Origin of the sequence: Candidatus Amarolinea dominans, from assembly GCF_016704685.1 — a bacterium.
GTDB classification, from domain to species: Bacteria; Chloroflexota; Anaerolineae; order SSC4; family Amarolineaceae; genus Amarolinea; species Amarolinea dominans.
In genome coordinates this window covers 210,275-234,151 of the sequence record NZ_JADIZS010000004.1, presented here as the reverse complement: position 1 = coordinate 234,151, position 23,877 = coordinate 210,275, and the positions used below count along the sequence as shown (strand labels likewise).

Below are 23,877 nucleotides of genomic sequence, written 5' to 3'. Positions count from 1 at the left end.
CTGTACCCCTTTACGACAGCGCCCAGAAGCGCTGCCAGGTCTGGCCGGCAACTTCGCGGCTGCGTGCGGCGATGGCCTGTTCGTCCAGGAAGAGCAGTTTGCGCTGAACCATGAGCAACTGACCGGCCACCATGGTGGTGGTGACGTGACTGCCATCCGCGCCAAAGAGAACATGCCAGGGCAGATTGGCCGGGGTCAGCGGGGTGATGGGCGCGTAGTCGAGCAGGATGATGTCCGCGTACGCGCCGGGCGTCAGCTCGCCGATCGGTTTGGGGAAGAACTGACGCGCCAGGGCTGCGTTGTTGGTCCAGGCCATCTGCGCAATCTCGTTGCCGGTGGCGACGCGCGGGTCGCTGCACCAGGCCTTGTGCAGCAGGTAGGCGGTCTTCATCTCGGTGAACATGTTGTTGGAAAAGCCGTCGTTGCCCAGCACGACCTTGACGCCCCCGCGCAGCATGGCGGGCACATCGGCCACGCCCACCGCGTTGTTCATGTTGGAGCGCGGCTGATGCGAGACCCAGACGCCGGTCTCGCGCAGCAGGCCCATCTCCCAGGCGTCAATGGCGATGGCGTGCGCCACGATCGTCTGCGGCCCCAGGATGCCCCGGCTGGCGAGGCGGTCAATGGTGCGCTGGCCGTACTTGCTGAGGCTGTCATTTTGATCCGCCATCCCTTCCGCGGCATGGATGTGAAAGCCGGTATTCAAGCCCGCGGCCGCGTCCACACACGCGGCCAGGGTTTCGTCCGACAGCGTCAGCGACGCGTGCAGGCCAAAAGTGGCGGCCAATCTCCGGTCTCCGGTCTCCGGTCTCTGCTCTCTCATCCTCCGCAAGAAACGCACATTCTCTTCGATGCCGGCCTGCGCCTTCGCCGGGCCGTCGCGGTCGGTCACTTCGTAGCAGAGGCAGGCGCGCAGGCCGGATTGGATGACCGCGTCGGCGATCAGATCGAGCGAGCCGGCGATGACGTTGGGGCTGGCGTGATGGTCAATCAGGGTGGTGGTGCCGTGGCGAATGGCGTCCACCAGGCAAACCAGCGCGCTGAGGCTAACGCCGTCCGCATCCAGGGCCTTGTCCAGGGTCCACCACAAGCGGCGTAGAATTTCGGGGAAGTCCTTGGGCGGGTCGCCGGGGATGTAGAGACCGCGCGCGAAGGCGCCGTAGAAGTGGGTGTGCGCGCAGATTTGGCCGGGCATGATGAGCTGGCCGGCTGCGTCCAGGCGCTGCGCAAGCGGGAAAGCGGCCCCCATCTCGGCCGCCTGGCCCACTGCCCTGATTTCGTCCCCTTCCACCAGGACAGCCCCCCGCTCGATGATGCGATTGGCCGCGCCCAGGGTGATAACGGTACCGTTGGTAATGAGTGTTTGCATCGTGAACCTCATGTGAATAGGTCAAGCTCTCTGCTTGCCACGTATTTTGCCATCACGGTCTAATTGTGTAAAATTCAGTCAGATCAGAAGACTGCTGCGCTGTGTCTGATGATGACCAGCAAGGGGTTAGTTACCCTGTTTGTGCCAGCCTTTCATCTCTGGACGTTCGCCGAGCCGATCGCGGGCGAGTTTGCTCTCGGTTTGCACGCCGTCCACCTGATCCCAGAACGGCAGGAGCAGGCTGGACATTTCCTCCGCGTGATCTTCCATGAGAAAATGCTTGGCGTTGAGCAGATGCACCGCGGCGCCCGGCACGCGCTGCGTAAACCATTCGCGCTGGCTGGCGGGAATGGCCGGATCGTTCTTGCCCCAGATCACCAGCGCCGGTTTGCCGAGCCTGCGCAGCCCTTCATCCAGGAAGCGGTCCTTCTCAGCCGTTGTATCAATCGTCTGCATGATCTTGAAGAAGCTCTGCTGCCCGTCGTTGTGCGTCAACATGCGGCGGTAGACCTGCATGTCGGTCAGGCTGACGCTATACTGGCCGGTGACGCCCATGTTCCGCCAGGCCAGCAGCATCAACCGCGGCTGCAGCAGGGCGAAGGCCAGGCGGTTGAGGCCGGGCGTCGCCAGCAACCGCATGATCGCGGGCATCTTGTAGGCGCTGGCCTGCATGGGCGCGTTGAGCAGGGTGATGCTGGCGACCATGCCAGGGTTGCGAATGGCAAACTCCAGACCGATCGGCCCGCCTAGGTCATGCAGCACCAGGTGCATTGGCTTGAGCTTGAGTGTGGTCGCGAAATCGGCCACGAACTGGGCGAGCGCCGTCCACGAATAGTCACGGCCGGGCGGTTTAGCCGAAAGTCCCAGGCCGGGGAAATCAGGCGCCAGGACGAAATGACGCCCCACGCTCAGCGAAATCAGCTTGCGATAGAGGTACGAACTGGTCGGCACGCCGTGCAGCATGACCACCGGGCTGCCGTCGCTGCGGTCGCCTTCGGTGCGGTAAAAAATGCGCTCGCCGTTCACAGCGACATACGCGCCGGCCGCCTCGTGCGCACGAAACTGCGCGTCAGAATTACGAACTTGCATCAATGACTTTCCTTGTTTTTGAAAAAGGTGGCTCAGAATCGGAGTCTAACGTCTGATGCCCAGACATTCTTGAGCCGCTCCGCATCTATAGCTCTTACCGTCCCCAATCGGAAAAGCAAGAGAGACTGTTCAAGACAGTCCAGGCGTGATAAGCGTACCGTGGAGGCAACTCGTAATCCACTTGCGCTCCATTCTTGCAGGCTCACATCAGTTGAAGAACGCATGCCTGCTGATGTAACCACGGCCACAACTGCATCCTCTGCATCGAGCCAAAGGACAAGAACCGGGCGCCTTTTGGACGCCGTGGCGTTGGTAAAGGGAATATCTGCAATCCAAAATTCACCCGGGCGCATAATCATCGTAGAGTCCTTCATCCTCTGGCGCATACGAACTGAGGAACGCAGTATGATCGCGAATTGGTGATGAGATCGGCGCCAGGTGTAGAGAAGCGTCGAATGGTTTGATGATGAGTACCCAATGTCCCGATCCAATGCTGCCAACGAGCCACTCTGGTAGAGACAAACGCTCACCTGGCTCCAACTCCACTTCATAGGAAAGATTCATGAGTGTAGTCTTCATGATTACGATTCTCCTGGTTCTCCGATTACGAATTTGCGGTGGTGATTCCGCGGCCCTACGAGGCCTGGCGCGCAGAGCGTATCTTGCTGTCAATTTCCGCGACGAGCGCCTGATGCTCCAGCCACCAGGCCGGGTCCTTCTGCGCGTCCAACTCTTGCACGGTCTTGCCCTGCTGCTCCACCCAGGTGTAATACTTCAGGTTGTGCCAGCAGGCGCGGGCGTGCTGCGTGCCCTCACGGATCCAGTCGGTCTTTTGATCGTGGAAGATAGACTCGACGCGCACGGCCGCTTCCGTTTCGTCCATGCGCCCGTAGCAGGCGGTCATCGCTGCCATGACCGAGTAATAGCGGTCAATGGCATCGGTGCAGATGGTGACCACCGTCTCCTGACTGCCCAGGCCGTAGTATTTGGCCGTCTTGATCGCGCCGAGCACGTTGCAGACGCCGCTGATGCCGAAGATGGCCGCGAGATTCTGCACCGTTTCTGGCGCGATGCCGTAGCGCCGCTGCAGCGTTTCCCAACCGGCCGGCTCGGTCAGCAACTGCAGCCCCTTCTTGCACTCGATGTCATCCAGGCACATGATCGCGTCCATGTTGTTGACTTTGTGAATCCAGGTGACGTGCTTGTCGCCGATGCCCTGAATGTCGTGGCTGCCGTAGCCGTTGTTGTACATCGTGGGGCACTGCACCGGTTCCAGGCCGATGATGCGATGGTCCGGCCACACCTGCTTCAGGCGGTCGCCCGCGGCAATGGTGCCGGCCGAGCCCATCGCCGAGCAGTAGGCGGCAATTTTACCGTTGCCGATGCCCTGGCTGTGCAGGAGCGCGGCCAGCTCCACGATGGTGTTGCCGGTGACATAATAATGAAAACGATAGTTGCCCATCACCTCGAACTGGTTGAGCACCCGCACCTTCGGATCACGGCGCAGTTCCCAGGTCTTGTCGTAGATTTCCTTGACGTTGGACTCGGAGCCGGGCGTGGCGATGACGCGGGCGCCGTAGCTGCGGATGCGCTCGAAGCGCTCCTGGCTCATCTCCGCGGGCAGCACCACGATGCCGTCGAAGCCCATGCGGCAGCCCACCCACGCGCCACCGATGCCGTAGTTGCCGGTGCTGGGCCAGACGAGCGTGTGCTGGCTGGGGTCCACCTCGCCGAACAGCTCCTTTTCTACCAGCACGGAGTAGGCCGCGCCGACCTTGTGCGCGCCGGTGGGGAACTCCTTGCCGTAGAGGACGACGATGTTCGCGTCCACGCCGGTCAGCGCCGTGGGCAGCACCTGGTAGTAGGGCGTGTTGGCCGCATCCTTCCAGGTGATGTTGAACAGGTTGATCGGATCGAGCGGGTCTTCCGTCTTCATGCGCAGCGCAGCCGCGCGCGTCGCGGGCGCAATCGTCTCAGGGTGCAGCATCTCTTCGAACGTGGGGCCGGTGATGATGGATTTGTGTGTCATGATCTCGCTTTCTTTCTTTCTTTCTTTCTTTCTTTCTTTCTTTCTTTCTTTCTTTCTTTTTGCGCTGCGAGACAAACCTTCGAGCCCCGCAACCAATTGTTTGTATTTCCGTCAAAATTTGTCAACTTTGGTGGTTTGTTGTGCTTGTGTTATGACCTGTACAAGAGGTTGATGGACAGGTCACCCCGAGCTTCGGCAACTCCTACTCCCTCTCGAAGCCCTGGCTGCTGAATTTCAGGGTGCGACTGTTTTCGGTGACGATGCGCACGACGGTGTCTGGCGCGCCGCCGGGGATCTCGGCTTCGATTTCGAGGGTCACTGTCACCCCGGCGCCGACCAGGCCGGCGAGATGGGCGATCACCTCGTCGGCGATGCGGCTGGCGTCGCGGCCGACGCGGGCGGGGTCGAGGCTGACTGTGCCGTGGTAGCGTTTGGGGCCAGTCCGCGGCGCGGGGTCAGGCGCAGGCCGGGGCGTTGACCCAGGCCCAGGCCCAGGGCCAGGCGCAGGCTGCGGCGACGCGGGATCAGAGCCGCCGACCGGCAGCGCCACGCGCTCGGCGTCCAACTGCCGGCGCGCGAGCGCCGGCTTCACCAGCAGCCCCGGCGCACTGGTATCCGCCAACGTCACGCGCTGACCGCTCTGCACCCCGCGGTAGCGACCCGCGCGTTCGTCGAAGCTGTCGGCGTAGGCGAAGCTGTCCTGCTCCCAGGTGAGCAGCGCAAGGCCCGAACTGATCGCGTTGAGCAAGACCGAGGCGTCGCGCAGCCGCGGCAGGTAGTGATAGCGCGCAAAATCATCCACAAGCTGGCGGACGGACACGTGATCCCCGCGCCAGAGCGGGATGCGATCCAACCACATGCGCAGCATCGTGCCGGCGAGCGCGGTGACCAGGAGGTCGTCGTTCTTGAGCTTCTTGCTGGCGCGCACGGCCAGCGCATCCGAGCCGGTCAGCCGCAGCGCCTGCCAGGTGACGGGGGCCTGGGGCGTCCCCTGCACGGGCACGAGCAGCCACTGGTAGGTTTCCGGGAGCCGCGCGGTGACCGTGGTGTCGGCCGCGGCCCGTTGCGTCTCCGCTTGCTTGACCTGCAGCGGCGCGAGATCGAGCGTGACCTTCTCATCCAGGATGGAAGTCCAGGCCAGGTAGCTGCGGGTTGCCTCGTCGAGGTCCTGGAGCCGGTTCTTGTCGGCCGCGAGAAAGACGAGGGTGTTGCGGAAGAGGCGGGGCACGTTGCCGCGCGCTTCGAGGAGGGCTTGGGCCGCGGTTTCGGCGGCGTTGCCAGGCTCTTTGCTGTAGGGATGATCCACGCCGAGCACCACCAGCCGCGTGTCGAGTTCGTCCGAGATGTCGTGGCTCGACTGGGGCAGGGGGTGGATGCGGGAGAAGTCGCCCCGGTTTTCGAGATCACGGCGCAGGCGGCGGTCCAACTCCTGCACGATCTTGTCAGGCTGGCGCTTGAACTGCTCGGCGCGATCTTCCGCCAGCTTGGTGACGGTGGGCTGGGTCGAGTACCAGTAGCGCGGGCCGTCCTGGTAGAGGTAGGTGGCCGCGCTGGCCAGGCGGCGCAGGGCATCGCCGAAGACCGCGGGCGACTCGCCGGGCATGACGCAGCCGAGCTTGACGCGGCGGTCTTCGATGCCGCGGTGGGCCGCAGCCGCGGTGGGCGCGGAGCCGAGGTAGATGGCGCGCGCGACGCGGCGGCAGGCGGCGAATTTGCCCAGGTTGGGCACCTCGCCATCCAGCCGCAGCGGCAGCGAACCGGGGCCATCCACGTCCTTCTCGATCACCGGCACCCAGTTGTCCGGGAGGTAGCGCGTCAGCTCGAACTGCACGCGCGGGTCGTCAATCGCGATGTTGGCCGGCAGGATCAGCGGGTTGCGGTCGCCCTTCTCCCACAGGCTGTGGATCACCGCGGCCATCAGGCGCAGGACGCCGCGGGTGCGCTGGAATTTGATCAGCGTGGACCAGTCGCTGTAGAGCCGGTCGAAGATTTCCGGGTGGATCGGGTAGGCCGCGCGGATGCGTTTTTCGTAGTCGGCGTCGCGGCATTCGGGCGGGAATTCCTGATGCTGCGAACGGTAGAAGTCGGCAAAGGCGCGCGCCACCACGTCGCGATCCTTGAACTGGGCGGGGTCGCTCAGCGGCTCGAAGAGGCGCCGGCGCACGATCTCGAAACCTTCTTCGGCGCTGGCCGGCCGCCAGGAGGACTCGACGCGGCCCACGACGTTGCGCAGCCGATCGAGCGCCTCGCGGCCGCGCTGGCCGCCCACTTCGACGTCGTCGGCCAGGGTGTGGGGCGAGCCGGTGGTGTCGGAGGCGGGCAGGCTGATGACGAGCAGGCAGTTGCCCGCCAGTTTGGCCGACTCGGTGAGCACCTGGGCGAAGCTGAATTGGGTCTCGAAGCCGCCGGCCGGCAGGTCGCTCTGGTCGTGAAGCTGGCGCGCATAGGCCACCCATTCGTCGATCAGGATCAGGCAGGGGCCGTACTCCTTGAACAGCTCGCGCAGCGCGTCGCCGGGGCTGGTGGCGCGCTCGTCGTCGGCCTGGATGCGGGCGAAGGCGGGCTTGCCGCCGAGCTGCCAGGCCAGCTCGCCCCACAGCGTGCGCACCACCGTGCCGTCGGGCTTGACGACCGGGTTGCCGGGCGAGATCTTGTTGCCCACCAGCACCACGCGGCGGACGGTTGGGAGGGTCGTGGCTTCCGCCTCCGCCATGACCGCGTCGATGCCGGCCAGCTCGCTGGGCGCGATGCCGGAGAAGAGGTGATAGAGCGCCAGCATGGAGTGGGTCTTGCCGCCGCCGAAGTTGGTCTGGAGCTGCACGACCGGGTCGCCGCCCCGGCCGGCGAGACGCCGCACCGCGCCCACCAGCATGGCCTTCAGGCTCTCGGTGAGGTAGGTGCGGCGGAAGAACTCGACCGGGTCGCGGTACTCATCGGTCCCCTCGCCCAGGTGGACCTGCCAGAGATCGGCGGCGAACTCGGCCTGCTGGTAGCGGCCGCTGGCGACATCGGGGTGGGGCGTCACCACCTCGCGCCAGGGCTTGAGGCTGCCGGTGACCTGGCTTTCGATGGCGACGCCGGCGGTCTTGCGCTTCTCGCTGCGCACCTGCTCGTCGAAGCGCAGGCGCAGCAGCTCCAGCTTCATCTTTTCGATCTCGTCGGCTTGCGGAGCGGAGATGGCCGTCAGCAGGCGCGCGGCCGAATCGAGCGCGCGGTAGGCGTCATCGGTGGAGAAGGGTTCCTGGTGCGCCCACTTGTTGCGCACCTCGCGCAGCTCGCTGACCAGGGAGCGTTCCGAGAAGCCCAGGGTGTCGCGGAAGACGACGTTCCACTGATCCCACATCATGCGCAGCAGTACGGCCGCATCCATCTGCGGCTCGTCCTCGCCCTCCCGCCAGGTCAGCTCGTTGGGCCAGGCCGCGGTCACAGTGGTGATCCAGTATTTGCCGTGCTTATTTTCCATCTCCCGCGCAACAAACGGGCGCAATCCATCGCGCAGCAATTCCAGCGCCTTACCGACGCGTTCGTGGTTGGTGATTGCCATCAGATCTCCCCTTCTGGACAGGATGGACAGGATGAACAGGATGGATTCTTCGTTATCCTGTCAATCCTGTTCATCCTGTCCGAATAGCGTCTCCTATTCCATCTTTGACAGGATGTACAGGATGAACAGGATGGGTTGTTCGTTATCCTGTCAATCCTGTTCATCCTGTCCGAATAGCGTGTCCTATTCCGTCTTTGACAGGATGTACAGGATGAACAGGATGGGTTGTTCGTTATCCTGTCAATCCTGTACATCCTGTCCGAATAGCGTGTCCTATTCCGTCTTTGACAGGATGTACAGGATGAACAGGATGGATTCTTCGTTATCCTGTCAATCCTGTTCATCCTGTCCGAATAGCGTCTGCTATTCCATCTTTGACAGGATTCACAGGATGAACAGGATGGATTATGCTCTATCCTGTCAATCCTGTACATCCTGTCCAAATCCTGCCTTACGATACGTCCGGTATTTTCTCTTGACATCCAGGCGGGCGGCCCCGAAGTTGATCAATAGACCGATTTCGATGCCAGTGGCCGTGAGGTAGTTGACAAGCTGGACTTCATGAGTCGTATTGAGCGCCAGCACGGCCTTGTTTTCGATGAGTATCCGGCCCTCGACTCGCATATCAGCAGAAAAATCTCCCACCACGATGCCGTCGTAGTACACCTGGATCGGCACCTGGCATTCGACGCGCAGACCAGCCTTTCTCATTTCATGAGCAAATGCGTTCTCGTACACCGATTCCAGAAAGCCCGGCCCCAGGGTCCGATGCACCTTCATGGCACAGCCGATGATCTTCTCTGTCAGTGCTTCGTCTTCCATATCGTCCTCCTAAACTTTGACAGGATGTACAGGATGAACAGGATGGATTCTTTGTTATCCTGTCAATCCTGTTCATCCTGTCTGAATAGCGTCTCCTATTCCGTCTTTGACAGGATGTACAGGATGAACAGGATGGATTCTTTGTTATCCTGTCAATCCTGTTCATCCTGTCCGAATAGCGTGTCCTATTCCGTCTTTGACAGGATGTACAGGATGAACAGGATGGATTCTTTGTTATCCTGTCAATCCTGTTCATCCTGTCCGAATAGCGTGTCCTATTCCGTCTTTGACAGGATTTACAGGATGAACAGGATGGATTCTTCGTTATCCTGTCAATCCTGTTCATCCTGTCCGAATAGCGTGTCCTATTCCGTCTTTGACAGGATTTACAGGATGAACAGGATGGATTCTTCGTTATCCTGTCAATCCTGTTCATCCTGTCCGAATAGCGTGTCCTATTCCATCTTTGACAGGATTTACAGGATGAACAGGATGGATTCTTCGTTATCCTGTCAATCCTGTTCATCCTGTCCGAATAGCGTGTCCTATTCCGTCTTTGACAGGATTTACAGGATGAACAGGATGGGTTGTTCGTTATCCTGTCAATCCCGTTCATCCTGTCCGAATAACTCGCCCTGCTCGGGGCGCGGCGCGCCCCTCTCGCGCGCCAACCGCGTGATCTCCGGCCAACTCTGTACAAGACTATTATACGCCAAAGCTTCCGTGGCGCGCTTCTTGCGTTCGCAGATCGTGTAGAGCCGATAGGCCAGCTCGCGGGCTGGCTCGGCCTGGCTGCCCAGCTTGCTGACCAGCGCGGCCGCGGCCGACTCGCCGCTGGTTTCGAGCACGCGCACGAGCTGATGCACGGCCTCCCAGGCGGTCAGGCGCTTGTCGGTGGCGGGGTCCCAATCCGCGGGCAGCTCGGTCGGCTTGAGTAGGCGCACCTTGCCGTGGCTCGATTTCAGGATGCCCGCGTCCACCATGCCGGCGACGCTGGTGTTCTTGGCCTTGGAGAGGGTTTCGGCCACGCCGAATTCGCCCTCGGCGAAGCCGGACCCCTCGAACCAGGCCAGCGCCCAGCGGGTGTCCGCGTCGAAGTCGCCCTCCTGCTCGGCCAGCGCCTCGTCCAGGGTCTGGTTGATGAGCGCCAGCGCCTCACGCACGGTGAGCGGCCGGCCCGCGGCGTCGAGCACCCGTGCGTAGCGGGTGTAGACCGCCATGCCCGGCCCGATGGCCGCCTGCGCCAGGTCCACCGGCGCGATGTTGCCGCGCTGGAGGTGAACCAGCGCGACCGGCAATTCGGCCTTGAGCGCGGCTACGAACTCGCGCCGCGTGGCAGTGGGCGCGTCGGCCGGCCGTTTGCGGCAGACGAGGACGATGCTGGAGGCGAGGGCATTACGGTTGGTCTTGAGGTTGCTAGTATATTCTGTACGCATTGGCCAGGTACCACTGATCGCAAACCCCGCCTGAATGACGGCGTCAAGAAAGGTCTCCCACCCAGTTGAGGCGGTACCTTCGCTCTCCGTCTCAGATTGTCTGAAAGCATAGTATATCGTGACAGGGAAACCAGTATGAGCTAGTTCCACAAGGCGATGCATCGCGCGGGTCATACCACTCATGAAAAAGCGCTCAGCATCTTTCTTGGTGGCATGTCGGTAGGCAAACGCCACCAATTCATCAGTCTTCGGGACAGTCATGGTTGCAAAGAGGTTCGGTAGAACTGCACTCAGTGAACGCCGCATCCACAAATAGAAGAAGTCCGAGATATCAGCATACGGTACATTGTCAAAATAGGGCGGATCCGTCGACACGATCTTCCCCACACTGATGGTCTGTGTTGTGGCTTCTGCTTGCGAGGCTTCGCCATAACCGACCTGAGGCAGCCTAAGCATCGCGTTGGTGATATACTCAAACTGTCCAATAATGTTGCCCGTAGAACTACTCATAGGATTGCCTTCTGCAAAGTCCCAAGTCATAGGCAGGACTTGTCGAGCAAAGACCTGTTGAACCATTCCACCAGCGTTATCCCAGAAATTGAGCGTTGCAGAACGATTCGACTGGCGACTCACTCCGATTCCCAAGTAGACAGCCACGGTGTCTGCATAAGCGGTTGCACGATCACCGCCACTATCGAGACTACGACCATCATCAGACAGGCCAGCAACAACGGCGTCGCGTTTCACTCGCGCGCGTGCCTCATACACCAATTCGGCGAGCATTGATAGCAGTACCAACTGGCGGCCGGTAAAGAGTTGCGAGAACTGCTCCATGCCATAGGGTTTCACTCCGAGATACTGTGTACTACCAGAAATCGTCACCTCAGGTTTCCACTCTGGCTTTGCCGAGCGTGCTATTGCTTCTTGCTCGACCGTTGGCGGGAGGTACACGCGTCCGCGTTCGCCCTCAGCCACGATAGCCATCAGCCGCGCGCCCATGCGTCCAGCCTTGCCTTCGGCCTTGATATAATCACCGGAAATCGGCGCGCCGGACATCACGCAGGCGAAATTCGCCCGCGCCAACTTGGTGCCATTCTTCGCCGCCTCTGCATCCTTCGGCTTGCCCACCTTCACCGTGAAGCGGTAGCCGGGCGAGGAAGTAGGAGGTAGGAGGTAGGAGGTAGAAGATAGGAGATAGGAAGTAGGGGAAGCGCTGCCCCCCCTATTTCCTACCTCCTCACTTCTATTTCCTACCATCACCGGCTCGACATACGCTTCCTTGCCCGGCTTGGTGGAGAGCATGAAGGTGGAAGCGAGCGGCACGTCCACCTGGTTGAAGGCGGGATTGGGGCTTTTCACCGTGCGCGCCCACAGCCAGGCGATCACCGTGAGCTTGCGCCCCACCAGCGGCTTCAGGTCAGGCCGCTCCTGCGCCATCGCCGCCGTGATCTCGATCTTCGGGTACAGATGCCCGATCCGCTTCTCCGCCTCATCGCGCATCCACTTCCCATAATAGCGCACATCCTCCGCCAGGCCCGCCGCTCCGCGGTAGGAGATAGGAAATAGGAGAGAGGAAGTAGCCCCTTTAGCGCCGCGCCTATTTCCTACCTCCTCACGCCTATTTCCTACCTCCTCACGCCTATTTCCTACCTCCTCACGCCTATTTCCTACCTCCTCACGCCTATTTCCTATTTCCTCTCTCCTACTTCCTGGATGCACCGGCGGCTTGCCGGCGAACTTGGGCGGGATCTCGATCATCGCTTTGTTGATCAGCACCGCCACGGGGTTGAGGTCGCTGGCGTAGGCTTCGAGGCCCAGGCGTTGCGCCTCCAGCGGCAGCGCGCCGCCGCCGGCGAAGGGATCGTGGAACGCGGGCAGCTTGTGGCGGTCGAAGAGCTCGCGGGCGCGCGGGTGATCGGCGTTCTCCGCGCAGGTGTAGCGCCAGCTCTGCCAGATTTCGTCGCGCGCCTGCTGCAGCACCGTCTCGTTGGTGGTGTTCTCCCACAGCACGAGTTGCCGGATGATCTCGAACAGCCGCTCCCGCTCGAGGTCGGCGGCGCACTCTGGCAGGGTCGGCTCCGGGCCAGGGTCGGGCGCGGCGTGATTGCCCTGTTGGTAGGCTTCATCGTGCGCAGTTTTGCGCTTGCTCCAGGCATTGCGCCGCTTGGTCAGCTCCCGGTTGGCCGCGCGGCGCTTGTCCGGGTCGCTCAGCAGCAGCTCGGCATGTTCGGACGGATCGTCCACCATCTGGCTGAAGATCACCGCCCGCGCCGCGGCCAGCGGTCGCCGCGCCCACCACAGGTGCAGCGTCGAGGGGTGGCCGTGACGGATGGATTTCTCCCGCGCCGACGCGGCGTTGATCGCGTCAAGGGGGAGGGCGACTTCGATGAGTTTCTTCTTGTAGGTCATGTGGTTTCCTGGGCCGAGTTTGCTCATGGTTTGCTTATGCAATTACGTGTCATAATTGCGCAACACGCAATTATCACGTAATTCCTGCGCAATCGCGGGCGGAAAAGGCTGGCGGCGTCCGAGCACGATCACGACGGCGCCTCTATGTCACCGGTTTCGATTTTCTCCCGGCCGGGATACCAGCGGGCGCCTTTTGTGTGACCGACCTTATGGACATGCCCATCGGCCTGCAATGCGCGCAGCAGCCACTGTACCTGGTCACTTGAGAGCGCAGGCAGAACCTGGATCAGCTCAGCTAACTGGCTGCCCTCCTGTGCGTTATCCTGGATGTGCTTCAACAGCAACGCCTTGTTCGTCTCTCGATCCAGCCCGCGCTGGCGCGTGTAGACCCCACCTTGTCCCAGAAAGGTATACAAAGCGCGCGATAGCATGTAGCGCACACCGCGGCCGCGCCCGGTACGTTCAATCAAGCCCTGGTCAACCAGGAAAGGCAGCCGGTCGCGGAGCAGATCAGGTATCGGTTGCTCCCGGTGCACCAGATCGAGAAGGAGGAAGTCCTGCGTGACAAACGCTGCCAGCCGTTCCTGGCCAACCTGTTCCAGAAAACGTAAGAACTGTGGGTCTTGAATCTCGCCGTGAAGGGTGAGCGCCACCTGGTATTCATCGCTCTCGCGGAAGTCCGGCTGCGGCTTGCTCTCGCGGATGCACTCTTCGAAGATCCGGTTCATCCCTTGACCCGCCCGCTCAACCAGGCCGCAGCGCGCAAACGCTTCAGCGATCCGCCGGTTGCGCGGCGCCTGCCGCCAGAGGATGTTTTCGAGGGTGATACCTGGCGGAAACCCGCCCGGACTCACGACTTCCAGACGGCGGGGGTACTGGCGCACAAAGACCGACCCCGGCAGGCGGTAATCCCGGTGGCTAACGGCGTTGAGGATAGCTTCGCGCACCGCGGCCTCGTTGAAAGTGGGCACGTCCAGCATGACAAAGCCGTACTGAAAATGCTGTTTGTCGTTGCGGAGGTTGATCTTGTGCCAGATTTCGTCCTGGAACAAAAAGAAGCCCTGGCGGTATTCCTCACGCTGGGCGGCCGGGCCAGTGACATCGCTCGAACGGTATTCGAAGATGACCTCCGCCTGGCCCAGGTATTGACCGAGTGCCTGGCGCGTGCCAAACAACACCAGCGCGGCGTAGGTCACGCCGCCGCGCACCACCAGTTCAGCGTCCGCCAAGAGTTGCGCGACAGGAAGCGCTTCCAGGGCTTTGTTACCCGACTTGCGCTGCCACATGGCGCGGAAGTGGCCGATGGCCGCAGGATCGAGATCGGCCAAAGTCGCACGGGGGCAGATTTCCGCCGAGAAATCCGGCCCAGCCTCATCGAAAATGCGCTTGAGCAGATCGGGGGTCATCGGGATCAGGTCTTCGCCGCCGCGCATCCAGTAGGCGCCGTGGTATTGGATCGGCACCCCCATAGGGCGCGAGGGGACACTGAACACGATCACGCGGCCGTCGGGATGCTGGAGGGCTGCAACATCCACGCGCAGCCGCAGCCGCTCGATCAGGCCGGCCTTGGTACGTTCCAGATCGGCGAAAGCCTGGCTGCCGACGATATGCCGGGGGCGCTTGTCGGTGACGCCCAGGATCATCGTTCCGCCGCCCTCGTTGGCAAGCGCCACGCAATACTTGACCAGTTCCTCGAAGTCGTAGCGATTCCTCGCCTCTTTGAACTCCAGGTGCTCGTCTTCCCCGGCGCTCAGCCAAGCTTGGAGTTGGGGCAGATCAATGTTCATCCGGGTGCCTCCCCGCGTGCCCACCACAGGCGCAGCATGCTTGGATGGCCGTGACCCCTTCGGATGGATTTCTCGCGCGCCGACGCGGTGTTGATCGCGTCGAGGGGGAGGGCGACTTCGATGAGTTTCTTGCGGGTGGTGGACATGCGTCATTCCTGGCCCAGGACGCCGTTGGCGGCACGGGCTTCGATCCGCACGGAGAACCAGTGCGGATCGAAGGTGAACTTGGCTGGGGGGCTCTGGTTGATTTCGAGCGCTTTGCGTGCGCGCAGCACCCCTTGTCCAAAGCGATTTGTGTACCCCAGGACGCGGATAGCCTCAGCGATGACCGGATTGCGATAGCCAACGGCGTACGGGAAATTCTTCGGGGACGCCTCGCCATAAAGCCCGCCTGGGTTGTTGATCTCGATGTGATCGGGGAACCAGTAGAAACGCACGGGCGCGTTCGATTGATAATTGCGATGCATGATGGCATTGATAAGAAGTTCACGCACAGCAACCTTGGGGTAGTCGCTGATCATTGCCTCACGCAGCGCGCTCACCGGCACAGGATGCTGGCGCAGGTTGACATCCATCAGGAGGTCGAGGGTTTGCAGGATCGTGTGCAAATCCCCCATCGCCCGCTTCTCATCAATCACATCACTGCTCATTTCACCGCCGGCATACCGCACGAACTGAACGTAAGCCCCCGGCAAGTAGTAGGTAGGCTCATCTGCCAGGAGCAGGACACCCGCATGGGTGGGACAATCTTGCTTGAGATCGAACAAACGCAGGCTGGCGAGTTGCAGCTTGAACGGACGCTGGTTCTCAACGATCACCTCCTCGGCCACGGCGCGTCGCAAATAGGAAAGATAGAAGCGTTCCTGGGAGAGATCGGCCAGCGTGCTCTCCAGGCAAGGCAAGGCATCGAAAGACCTGGCGTAGGAAATGCGCCGCTCACTGAGAATACGCTCCTCTTGCTCGCTGGCGGTTGCGCGACGAGGGCCAACGCGAATCCAGACTCTGCCTTTGTAGCGCACCGGGGGCAGGTCCGAAGGCAGAACTTCGACCACCGCCAGATCGCCACCCGGCAAGGAGTGTCTGCTCACCGTGATGGCCGGGAGCGGTTGAATGTTTCCGTCGGAGCGCAACGCGGCGAGGTTCTGAAGCAAATCATCGGTGACAGAAAGACCGTTGGGGCGCCCGTCGTCGCTTGCGCCAACGATGAGGTATCCGGGCTGGCGATGATTGGGGAAATCATTCGCGAAGGCGCAGATGGCCTGTCCGAATTTGTCGGTGTTATTGGTAGACACAGTGCGCTCAACGCGATCGGACTCCAGTTCGGACAGCATGGTTTGGAGTTGTTCTTGGCTCAACATAATAGATTGCCTCTTGGTTTGAGCTTCATCTTGGCGCCCCCGCCCGCGCCAGCAGCCCGGCAAAATCGTAGTTCACGCTCGTCACGCCGAAGTCCGGTTCGCGGTTGAACGGCCGGCGCAGGTAGTGGACGCATTGCGTATTATCGCTCAGAAATTCGACAAGCGCCAGAATGTAATCGTCCGGCTTGTTGAGCGAGTAGAGGATCTCGTTCTTGGTGACCGTCACCGTCTCCGCGCCGGTGATGCGCCCCTTCACCTCGATGAAGCGCAGCTTGCCCGTGCCGGGCACGCGGCTCTCGATGTCGTAGCCGAGCTGCTCGAACTCGCGGTCGCTCGGCGCGAAACCCAGGCCGCGCTCGACCGCCATCACGCTGGCGCGGGCGCGGGCGGCCGCGGCCTGCTTATCGGCAGTTGCGGCTGGCGCCGGCGTGCTCCGCCCGTTCATGGCCGCCAGCAGCCCCAACGGCACGATGAGCGCGCCGCCGAGCACTACGGGCGGCAGCGGCGAAATCTGGGCTTCGAGCTTCAACTCCTCCAGCCGCTTCTGCAGTCGAGCTTGCAGATTGTCGGCGCGCTTGCGCGCTCGCCCGAGTTCAGCCGGGCATTCGGCTTGCCGGCCTGCTCCTGCAGCTTGAGCTGCTCGGCGCGGTAATCCCAGTAGGTGATCTCCTTCATCAGCCGATCCTTGACCGCGGCCTCGGTCTTGGCGTTCAACGCCAGCTTGGGGCCGCGCACCTCGGCCAGGTGCTCCGGCACGACATGGGCGATGGCGTAACCCTGCGCCTGCTGTTCCAGGCCCCGCGTGATCCAGGTACACTCCGGCCGGTCGAGGAGCGCGTCCACGCCCGGTTCGCCCTCGGCCAGGGGCGATAGTCGAGATAGGGCGCGTAGTGCAGATGGCGCGCCGTGCCGTCAGCGGCCAGTTCGACATAAAGCATCTGCCTGGAAATGACGCGGCGTTCACCGCTGCGCGTCAGGCTGGCGTCCTGGATCGCGTGCTCCAGGTAGAAAAGGACGCGGGGCTGCGTACCGGGGTCGCGCTCGTCCACCAACACCGCGCCGCGCTTGAGCAGATCGCGCTGTCGTTCGAGGGTGAGATCGAGCACCGCATCCAGCAGCGGATGGCCTGGACAGACGAACGCGGCCGGCGGTTGACCGGGCGGCGCGATCAGCTCCTTCTCGAAGACGATGCGCTCGTAGCGCGGCAGCACCGGCTCGCCGATCCCGATCAGCCGGTCGCGGTTGCGCACCGGCGCCGGCACGTGGGTCACCTCGTAGCGGCGCGGCTCGCGCTGCCGGGCCGTGCCGCCCAGGCGTTGGAAGGCTTCCTGGAAGAACGACTCGATGTAGTGCGGCTGCAGGCGGCGGGCCTCGGCGCGCTCCATCTCCTCACGGATGCGAAAGACGCGGCTGGCGTCCATCACATCGCGGGCCAGCGCGCCCTCTTCCAGCAGGTTCTGCAACTGCTCCCGATCCAGCGCATGATCCAGCACGGTCGTCAGGCGGGCGCGCACCTCGGGTTGATCGCCGTAGCGGATCGCCTCGATGAGCAGATCGCGCAGCGGCTTGCCCTCGAATTGCAGCTTGCCGAGCACGTCGAAGACCTGGCCGCCCAGGGCCTGGCGGGCCTGCTCCAGCTTCTCCAGCAGCCGGCGGTAGACGTCGCCCTCGCGGGTCTCCTCGGCCACCAGGTTCCACAGGTGGCAGACCTCGGTCTGGCCGATGCGGTGGATGCGGCCGAAGCGCTGCTCGAGGCGGTTGGGGTTCCAGGGCAGGTCGTAGTTCACCATCAGGTGGCCGCGCTGGAGGTTGATGCCCTCGCCCGCCGCGTCGGTGGCCAGCAGCACTTGCGTCTCGGGATCGTGGCGGAACGACTCCTGCGCCTGCAGCCGCTCCTCGCGGCCCATGCCGCCGTGGATCATCACCACCGCCTCGCGCCGGCCGAGCAGCGTGGTGATGCGCTGCTCCAGGTAGTTGAGCGTGTCGCGGTGTTCGGTGAAGAGCACCAGCTTCTGCCGGGGCGAGGAGACCGGATGGGGCCCGGCAGGCGCCCCTGCTCTGCCAGGCGGTTGGCAATGGCCGCGGGCGTGAAAATTTCGCCCAGCAGGCTGGCAAGCTGGCGCCACTTGGTGTCTGTGCCGCTGCGCCGGACGCCCAGGGCCAGCGCTTCCAGGTGCTTCAAGGTCGCGATCTCGGCCTTCAGCTCGACGATCGTCCGGGCGGCGGTGGCCTGGTCGAGGATCTCCTCCTCGACGGTCTCGACCTCGTTCTCCGGCGCTTCTTCTAGGTCGTCAATGTCGTCGGCGTCGAGCACCGGGCTATCTGTCGCGATCGCCGCGGCAGCGCCCCGCTGTAACAACTCCAGTTCGCGCAAGCGCCCCTCCAGCCGCTCACGCCGCCGGCGCAGCGATTGGTAGATCGCTTCGGGGGAGGATGCCAGCCGCCGCTGTAGGATGGTCAGCGCAAAGCCAACCGTGCCCGCGCGCTTGTCGTTCTGCAGCGCCTCGGCGCGGTTGAACTCCTCGCGCACGTAGTCGGTGACGGCCCTGTAGAGGTGCGCTTCGGCCGGCGAGAGTTTGTAGGGCACGGTGTAGGCGATGCGTTCCGGGAAGAGCGGCGTGCCATCGAACTTGAGCAGGCGCTCCTTCACCATGCGGCGCATCAGGTCCGAGACATCGGCCGCGTGAACGCCGTCGCGGGGTCGGCCCTCGAAGCGGTCGCCGTCGAGCAGCGCCATGAAGAGCTGGAAGTCCTCTTCTTTGCCGTTGTGCGGCGTGGCCGTCATCAGCAGGAAGTGCCGCGTGAGGGTCGAGAGCAGTTGGCCCAGCCGGTAGCGCTTGGTGACCTTGAGTTCGCCGCCGAAGATCGAGGCCGACATCTTGTGCGCCTCGTCGCAGACGATCAGGTCCCAGCGGCAGTCGGGCGCCTGGAGCTTCTGCTGCACATCCTCGTTGCGCGAGAGCTTGTCGAGCCGGGCGATGACCAGGTTGGTTTCCAGGAACCAGTTGCCGGTGCGCGCGGCTTCGAGCTTGTCGTTGGTGAGGATTTCGAAGGGCAGGTGGAAACGACGGTAAAGCTCATCCTGCCACTGCTCGGCCAGGCTGCCCGGGCAGACGACCAGGCAGCGCTGCAGATCGCCGCGCGCGATCAGCTCCTTGATCAGCAGGCCGGCCATGATCGTCTTGCCGGCGCCGGGGTCGTCGGCCAGCAGGAAGCGCAGCGGCTGGCGCGGCAGCATCGTCTCGTAGACGGCCGTGATCTGGTGCGGCAGCGGCTCGACGACGGAGGTGTGCACCGCCAGCACCGGGTCGAACAGGTGCGCCAGCCGGATGCGCTGCGCCTCGGAGACCAGGCGGAAGCGTGCGCCGTCGCCGTCGAAGCTCCAGGGCCGGCCGTGCTCCACGACCTCGAGGCGGGCCTCGTCGTGGCGATAGAGCAGCTCGTTCGCCACCCGGCCGGTCGCCGTCTTATAGGTCAGCTCCAGCGCCTCGGAGCCGAACCACTGCACGCTGACCACCGTGACCAGCGCGTCGGGCAAGATGCCGCGCAACGCGACGTTGGGCTGGAGTTGTTCGAGTTGGGTCATGCCGGTAAGCTCCGATCTGAACTATATTGATTCCGCCGCGGTCGCGCAGCGCGTGGTCAAGCGACGTTCGCAAGGAATCGGCTACGAAGCGCAGCGCATCCAGGAAATTGCTCTTGCCAGCGCCGTTAGGCCGCACCAGCGTTATCGTTTCTTCCCCCTGCTCATAGCGTGGGCCTTCGCGTTTGGCGCTAATTTACATCGCTGCCAGAAGCTCGGCGAGCGCCTTCAACGATTCATGGTCGAAACGCCACACACCGGCCAAAGCAGCCTTTCCGGGATCTCGATCCGGTTCGTTGTGTGTAGCCAGGAAGGCGTGAATTTCGGCCTTGCTGCGGCGGTGCGCTGGCGGCGGCTGGCGATGGCCGGACTGTGTCAGTGTCGCGACTGCGCTCTCGATGAAGGCGTGCGCCGGAGTCGCCAGCGGATCATCCGCCACGGTTGCCAGAAGCAGTTCCTCAAGCGCGCCCTGCCGGTCGGAGTCGGGAACGATCACAATGCCGGTGCGAGGTATGACTCCTTCGGTTAGCAGCCACGGCTGTTTCGGTGCCGTCAGCCCGGCGTTTATCAGCGCATCTTGTACGGAGACAAAGGCCGCTACGGGGTTGTCGTCGGCGTCTCGCACCACGACCAGATTCATTACGGTGGGATACGCTGACTGTTTGACCAGTGATTGGAGATTTTCACGTAAACGTGTCTTCCCGGCGATTGGCATAATCTGGATATCATTGCGTTTGAGATCTTTCAGCCATGCCTCGAAGACATCACGTTCGTGGTTGCCTTCAACCAACAGGAGCTTCGTTTTCTGGATCTCATTTTTCTTGTCCATCAGCGGACCTCCTGCTCCGACTCAATCGCCGTAGCAAGTTCATCAGCAGTATAGTCTACCACGCGAGTGCCTTGCTCTGTCAGGTCGAAGCGACAAAGCCGCAGATCCTCACGAGTATTCAGAGAGACCACGGCGCGATGGGCCGCGCGGATGCACTCGTCGCTATGGGTGGCTGCAAAAACCTGGACATTCAGGCGTCGCGCCGTCTGCGCGATCATCCGCCATACTCCCGGCAACGCTGAATGGTGCAGGCCGTTTTCAACCTCATCCAGCAAAACCATGCCATTCTGGCTCCCCGCCAATGCCAGCGCAATGGATAACACACGTATCATGCCATCGCCCATCAGAGGTACCGGCATGAGGTGCTGCGCGCCTAAATCGCCGTACAGCACGCTGCCCCCGCGCGTAGCAACTACGGTCAGTCGCCTCAGTCGTGGCTCGATCACACGCAGCGCCTCGACAACCGGCTCATGCTGCCGCGCAATCTCCAGGCGACTGAAACGCTGCGCAACTGTCTGCGCATCGGGCACGCTGCGGGCCGGGATGTACACGACAGCGCTGGCATCCTCCAGATCTGTCAGAGTTTGGCGACTGGCTCTCTGTGTCAAATCCGTGACGGTACGGCCGACCGATGTCACGGGCGAACGATATTGAAATGCCAGACCCTGGGTTGCGCCGATCATATTGGCGCTCTCCAGCACCCCGCCTGAGCCATTTTCCCGCCTGCTTCCAAACGTTGCCTTGATCCGCAGCTCTCTCCATCCTGGCATCTCCTTGGTCCTGGGTGGAAATGCGCCGGCCACATCGGTGGCTTCGAGGCTGATTTCCTGAGTTCGATCCCAGTTGTGAAACAGCGATTCCATAATCTCATCCTGATCCGCGCCAGGGCCGTAACCGCGCAACTCGTTCAGCCGTACCATGACATCGCGCGGATTGCCAGGTAGCGATAGGAGCAACAAGGCTTCCAGTACAGCCGTTTTGCCGGAGTTGTTCTTGCCCAGCAGCAGGTTGATTCTGCTCAAACCATGCAGCTCGGCTTGATGATGACATCGGAAATTCGTAATTCTAAGAGTGTAGATCATTAGAACACCTCCAAAGGGACTTCTTTGTCCTTGGCCAGTGGGGTCTGGTGCATTTCAAATAGGCCTCGAGTGTATGCGCCAGGGATCGAAGTTCGTCGAAGCGACGGCTCATGAATCCCGCGTGACGGTCTCCATTATACCGGCATCACATCGGCCCCGCAAAAGAAACCCGGCTTCGGATGAGAAGCCGGGTTTCTGCCATGCAAAAGAAACCCGGCTTCTACGAGAAGCCGGGCCTTTGGGAACTCTTCAGCTTGCCGGGCGCGGGGTCGGCCAGGCTACCGGTGCAGCCAGGGGATGTACACCGGCGGGGCGTAGACGTTCGGGAAGTTGTAGAAGAAGGTGTTGCCTGCCTGCACCTGCACGCCGACCTGCTGCCAGCCGGCGTAGAGCGGCGGCGGCACTTCTTCCAGCAGATAGGCGCCGGCGCTGATGTCGGGCAGGGTGTAGGAGCCGTCGTTGCCGCTGATGATGGTGGTGACCAGGGTGTTGGGCGGACGCTTGAGCTTGATGACCGCGCCGGCCAACGGCGGCTCGCCCGCGTCCAACAGATTATTACGGTTGAGGTCGTTGAACACGATGCCGGCCAGGTGCCCGGTCTGCGGCATGGGCGTCGGCGTCAGGGTGGGGGTGGGCGTGACGGTGGGGGTGGGCGTTTGCGTCGGGGTGTTGGTGGGAGTGACCGTGGGCGTGCGCGTGGGGGTGGGCGTCTTGGTCGGTGTGGGCGATGGCGTGAAGGTCGGCGGCGGGCCGATATAGGTGGTGGAAAGTCTGGAGGCCATCACCAGGTGGATGTGCTCATCGCCGTCGCTACGGCTGTTCAGGCGGAAGTCCGCGCCGCCGTTCAGGGTGTTCGCCATGCGCGCATCAGCCGCCAGGAAAACGGCCGTCTTCCAGGTATGACTGTCGGTCTTGGTGACGAGAGCTTGATTGGTGCCTTCGACGATGGCATCGCGCAGACCGCTGGTGGAATCGTACTCGATCTTGAAGGTATCGGTTCCCAGGTCCGCGTAGGTGACGGCGATGCGGATCGTGCCGCTGCCGGCAAAGTAGTAGCCATCGCTGACCTTGAACCACATGTACGGGTTTCCGCCCACCTGGTCCGTGCGCCGCGCCACCCAGCCTTCACGACCGGCCGGTAGATTGGCGTTGTAGGGGCTGTTGTGGCAGGGGTAAGGGTTGCCATTGGGGTCATTGGCGCCCCCGCACCAGCCGAGATATTCGACGCCGGTGAGGTTGGTTTCAGCCACGGTGCGGCCGCCAGAGATGTTGTCTTCCTGGGTCAGGTAGAAGCTGTAGTTGCCCACCTGCGGGTAGTAGGTCTGCTCGCTGGCCGCATAGCAGTAGGTGGTGGGGTTGCGATGTTCGCGCATCGCCACCCACACGTTGGGGGTGTTGGCCGCGTTCTTGCCCACGTAATCCTTCATCCAGGAGAAGACCTCCAGGTTGGGGATGTTGTCTACGATCAGCCCGCTGCCGGCATCGCGGTTGAAGAAGAGATCATCGTTCAGGCGCATGACGTCGGCCTTCTTGTCCATGCCGCTCAACATGCCCCAATACACCTCGGTGTTATTGCACAGCATGTACTGGTAGGTCTCGAAGGCGATGGGCACCGAGGTGTAGTTTTGGTAGACGGTGTCGTACATGCCGCAGAAGTTCGTGTTGCTGCAGGTGGTTGACCCGCGCCAGGCCTCGTTGAAGTCAGGCACCAGGCCATTGAGGGAGATACCAACCCCGCGCGGGACGGCGTAGTTTGCCAGCTCCCAGCGTTCGGCCTCGGTGAAGGTGTAGGGGGCAATCTGCGCAAAGACGCCCTTCTGCAGACTGGAACCGGTGCGGAAGCTGATGACATAATCGTCAATGATCTCTTTGGTGGTGCTCATCCACAGGCTCTTCGTCAGGCCGGCGCCGATGAGCGCGTCAATTTCACCCTGGTTGCCGCCAGCTTTATTTTCGCCGTAGGTGCCAAAGCCCATGGAGATCCATTCGACGCGCGCATCGTTCTTGTAGCGGTTGCCCAGGGCGGCGATGAAAGTGGCGTAGGGATTCAGGTAACTGCGGAACCAGTAACGCGGCACGCGCCACAGCCCGTCGGGGCAGCCGCCGGAGGGCGAGATTTCGCAGGACGAGGTGATGACCACCGCGTTGGCGTTGCTCTGCCACACCCAGGCCGGCGTGCCGTTGATGCCGCCGCAGCAGCGGCCGTTGTAGGTGCTGATGCCAATGGCCGCGCGCTTGCCGGTGGACGCGACGGCCGCCAGGTAATCGTCTACGAGCGCCCAGTTGTAAACGCCGTTGCCGGGGTTCAGCTCACCCCAGTCAAACGTGCGCAGATTGCCGGCCAGCGAGTAGCGCGCCGGGTCCGCATCGCCGCTGTGGTTGATCATGTAAATGCCCGGATCGTTCATCCAGGGCAGGGGGATGTCGGGCGCGCTGGCATCTTCGGGTGCGGTCTGGCCAAAGACCACGGAGGCCAGCAGGACCAGCAAGATAAGCGTACTCAACAGCGTGAGTAGAGTCAGTTGCCATCGTTTCACAGT

The 23,877-nt window shown here is 62.3% G+C and carries 14 protein-coding genes and 1 pseudogene; all 15 read right to left on the bottom strand.

Translation table 11 applies throughout. The annotated features are described in order from the left end of the window. Positions 1-10 precede the first annotated feature (10 nt). The 15 genes and pseudogenes from ssnA to IPF85_RS04140 all read right to left on the bottom strand — a co-directional run bounded on the left by ssnA (position 11) and on the right by IPF85_RS04140 (position 23,874). A complete protein-coding gene (ssnA, locus tag IPF85_RS04210; RefSeq protein WP_343406804.1) occupies positions 11-1,369 on the bottom strand; it encodes a putative aminohydrolase SsnA in 1,359 nt (452 codons plus the stop codon). Between the two features lie 126 nt (positions 1,370-1,495). Then, positions 1,496-2,458 carry an alpha/beta hydrolase gene (locus tag IPF85_RS04205; RefSeq protein WP_343406803.1) on the bottom strand — a complete coding sequence of 321 codons (963 nt, stop codon included), beginning with the start codon at positions 2,456-2,458 and terminating at the stop codon, positions 1,496-1,498. 32 nt (positions 2,459-2,490) lie between these two features. Continuing rightward, positions 2,491-2,811 carry a type II toxin-antitoxin system PemK/MazF family toxin gene (locus IPF85_RS04200; protein ID WP_343406828.1) on the bottom strand — a complete coding sequence of 107 codons (321 nt, stop codon included), beginning with the start codon at positions 2,809-2,811 and terminating at the stop codon, positions 2,491-2,493. Beyond that, the gene (locus IPF85_RS04195; protein WP_343406802.1) at positions 2,798-3,037 is read right to left on the bottom strand and encodes a hypothetical protein; all 240 of its coding nucleotides are present in this window, start codon (positions 3,035-3,037) and stop codon (positions 2,798-2,800) included. The genes IPF85_RS04200 and IPF85_RS04195 overlap by 14 nt, the downstream gene beginning before the upstream one ends. Before the next feature lie 55 nt (positions 3,038-3,092). Then, positions 3,093-4,487 (bottom strand): pyridoxal-phosphate dependent enzyme, encoded by a 1,395-nt coding sequence (locus IPF85_RS04190; protein WP_343406801.1) that lies wholly within the window; start codon positions 4,485-4,487, stop codon positions 3,093-3,095. A 202-nt stretch (positions 4,488-4,689) separates the two neighbouring features. Beyond that, entirely contained in the window at positions 4,690-8,031 is a 3,342-nt protein-coding gene (locus IPF85_RS04185; RefSeq protein ID WP_343406800.1) for a Swt1 family HEPN domain-containing protein, read from the bottom strand. A 420-nt stretch (positions 8,032-8,451) separates the two neighbouring features. Beyond that, positions 8,452-8,853: a GxxExxY protein gene (locus tag IPF85_RS04180; RefSeq protein ID WP_343406799.1), complete on the bottom strand. Its 402-nt coding sequence runs from the start codon at positions 8,851-8,853 to the stop codon at positions 8,452-8,454. A gap of 602 nt (positions 8,854-9,455) precedes the next feature. Continuing rightward, on the bottom strand, positions 9,456-12,698 hold the full coding sequence (locus IPF85_RS04175; RefSeq protein WP_343406798.1) for a DUF1156 domain-containing protein: 3,243 nt from the start codon (positions 12,696-12,698) through the stop codon (positions 9,456-9,458). Positions 12,699-12,826: 128 nt separating this feature from the next. Continuing rightward, positions 12,827-14,485 carry an ATP-binding protein gene (locus IPF85_RS04170; protein WP_343406797.1) on the bottom strand — a complete coding sequence of 553 codons (1,659 nt, stop codon included), beginning with the start codon at positions 14,483-14,485 and terminating at the stop codon, positions 12,827-12,829. After that, positions 14,482-14,631 (bottom strand): DUF1156 domain-containing protein, encoded by a 150-nt coding sequence (locus tag IPF85_RS04165; protein ID WP_343406796.1) that lies wholly within the window; start codon positions 14,629-14,631, stop codon positions 14,482-14,484. The genes IPF85_RS04170 and IPF85_RS04165 overlap by 4 nt, the downstream gene beginning before the upstream one ends. A 3-nt stretch (positions 14,632-14,634) precedes the next feature. Further along, on the bottom strand, positions 14,635-15,843 hold the full coding sequence (locus IPF85_RS04160) for an RNA-binding domain-containing protein (RefSeq protein WP_343406795.1): 1,209 nt from the start codon (positions 15,841-15,843) through the stop codon (positions 14,635-14,637). A gap of 25 nt (positions 15,844-15,868) precedes the next feature. Next, positions 15,869-19,429, bottom strand: a pseudogene (locus tag IPF85_RS04155) (helicase-related protein). Between the two features lie 193 nt (positions 19,430-19,622). After that, on the bottom strand, positions 19,623-20,255 hold the full coding sequence (locus tag IPF85_RS04150) for a DUF3226 domain-containing protein (RefSeq protein WP_343406794.1): 633 nt from the start codon (positions 20,253-20,255) through the stop codon (positions 19,623-19,625). Beyond that, positions 20,255-21,337, bottom strand: a complete 1,083-nt coding sequence (locus IPF85_RS04145; protein ID WP_343406793.1) for an AAA family ATPase — start codon at positions 21,335-21,337, stop codon at positions 20,255-20,257. Before IPF85_RS04145 ends, IPF85_RS04150 begins: the two co-directional genes overlap by 1 nt. A gap of 278 nt (positions 21,338-21,615) precedes the next feature. Further along, the gene (locus IPF85_RS04140) at positions 21,616-23,874 is read right to left on the bottom strand and encodes an SdrD B-like domain-containing protein (protein WP_343406792.1); all 2,259 of its coding nucleotides are present in this window, start codon (positions 23,872-23,874) and stop codon (positions 21,616-21,618) included. Between the last annotated feature and the right edge of the window lie 3 nt (positions 23,875-23,877).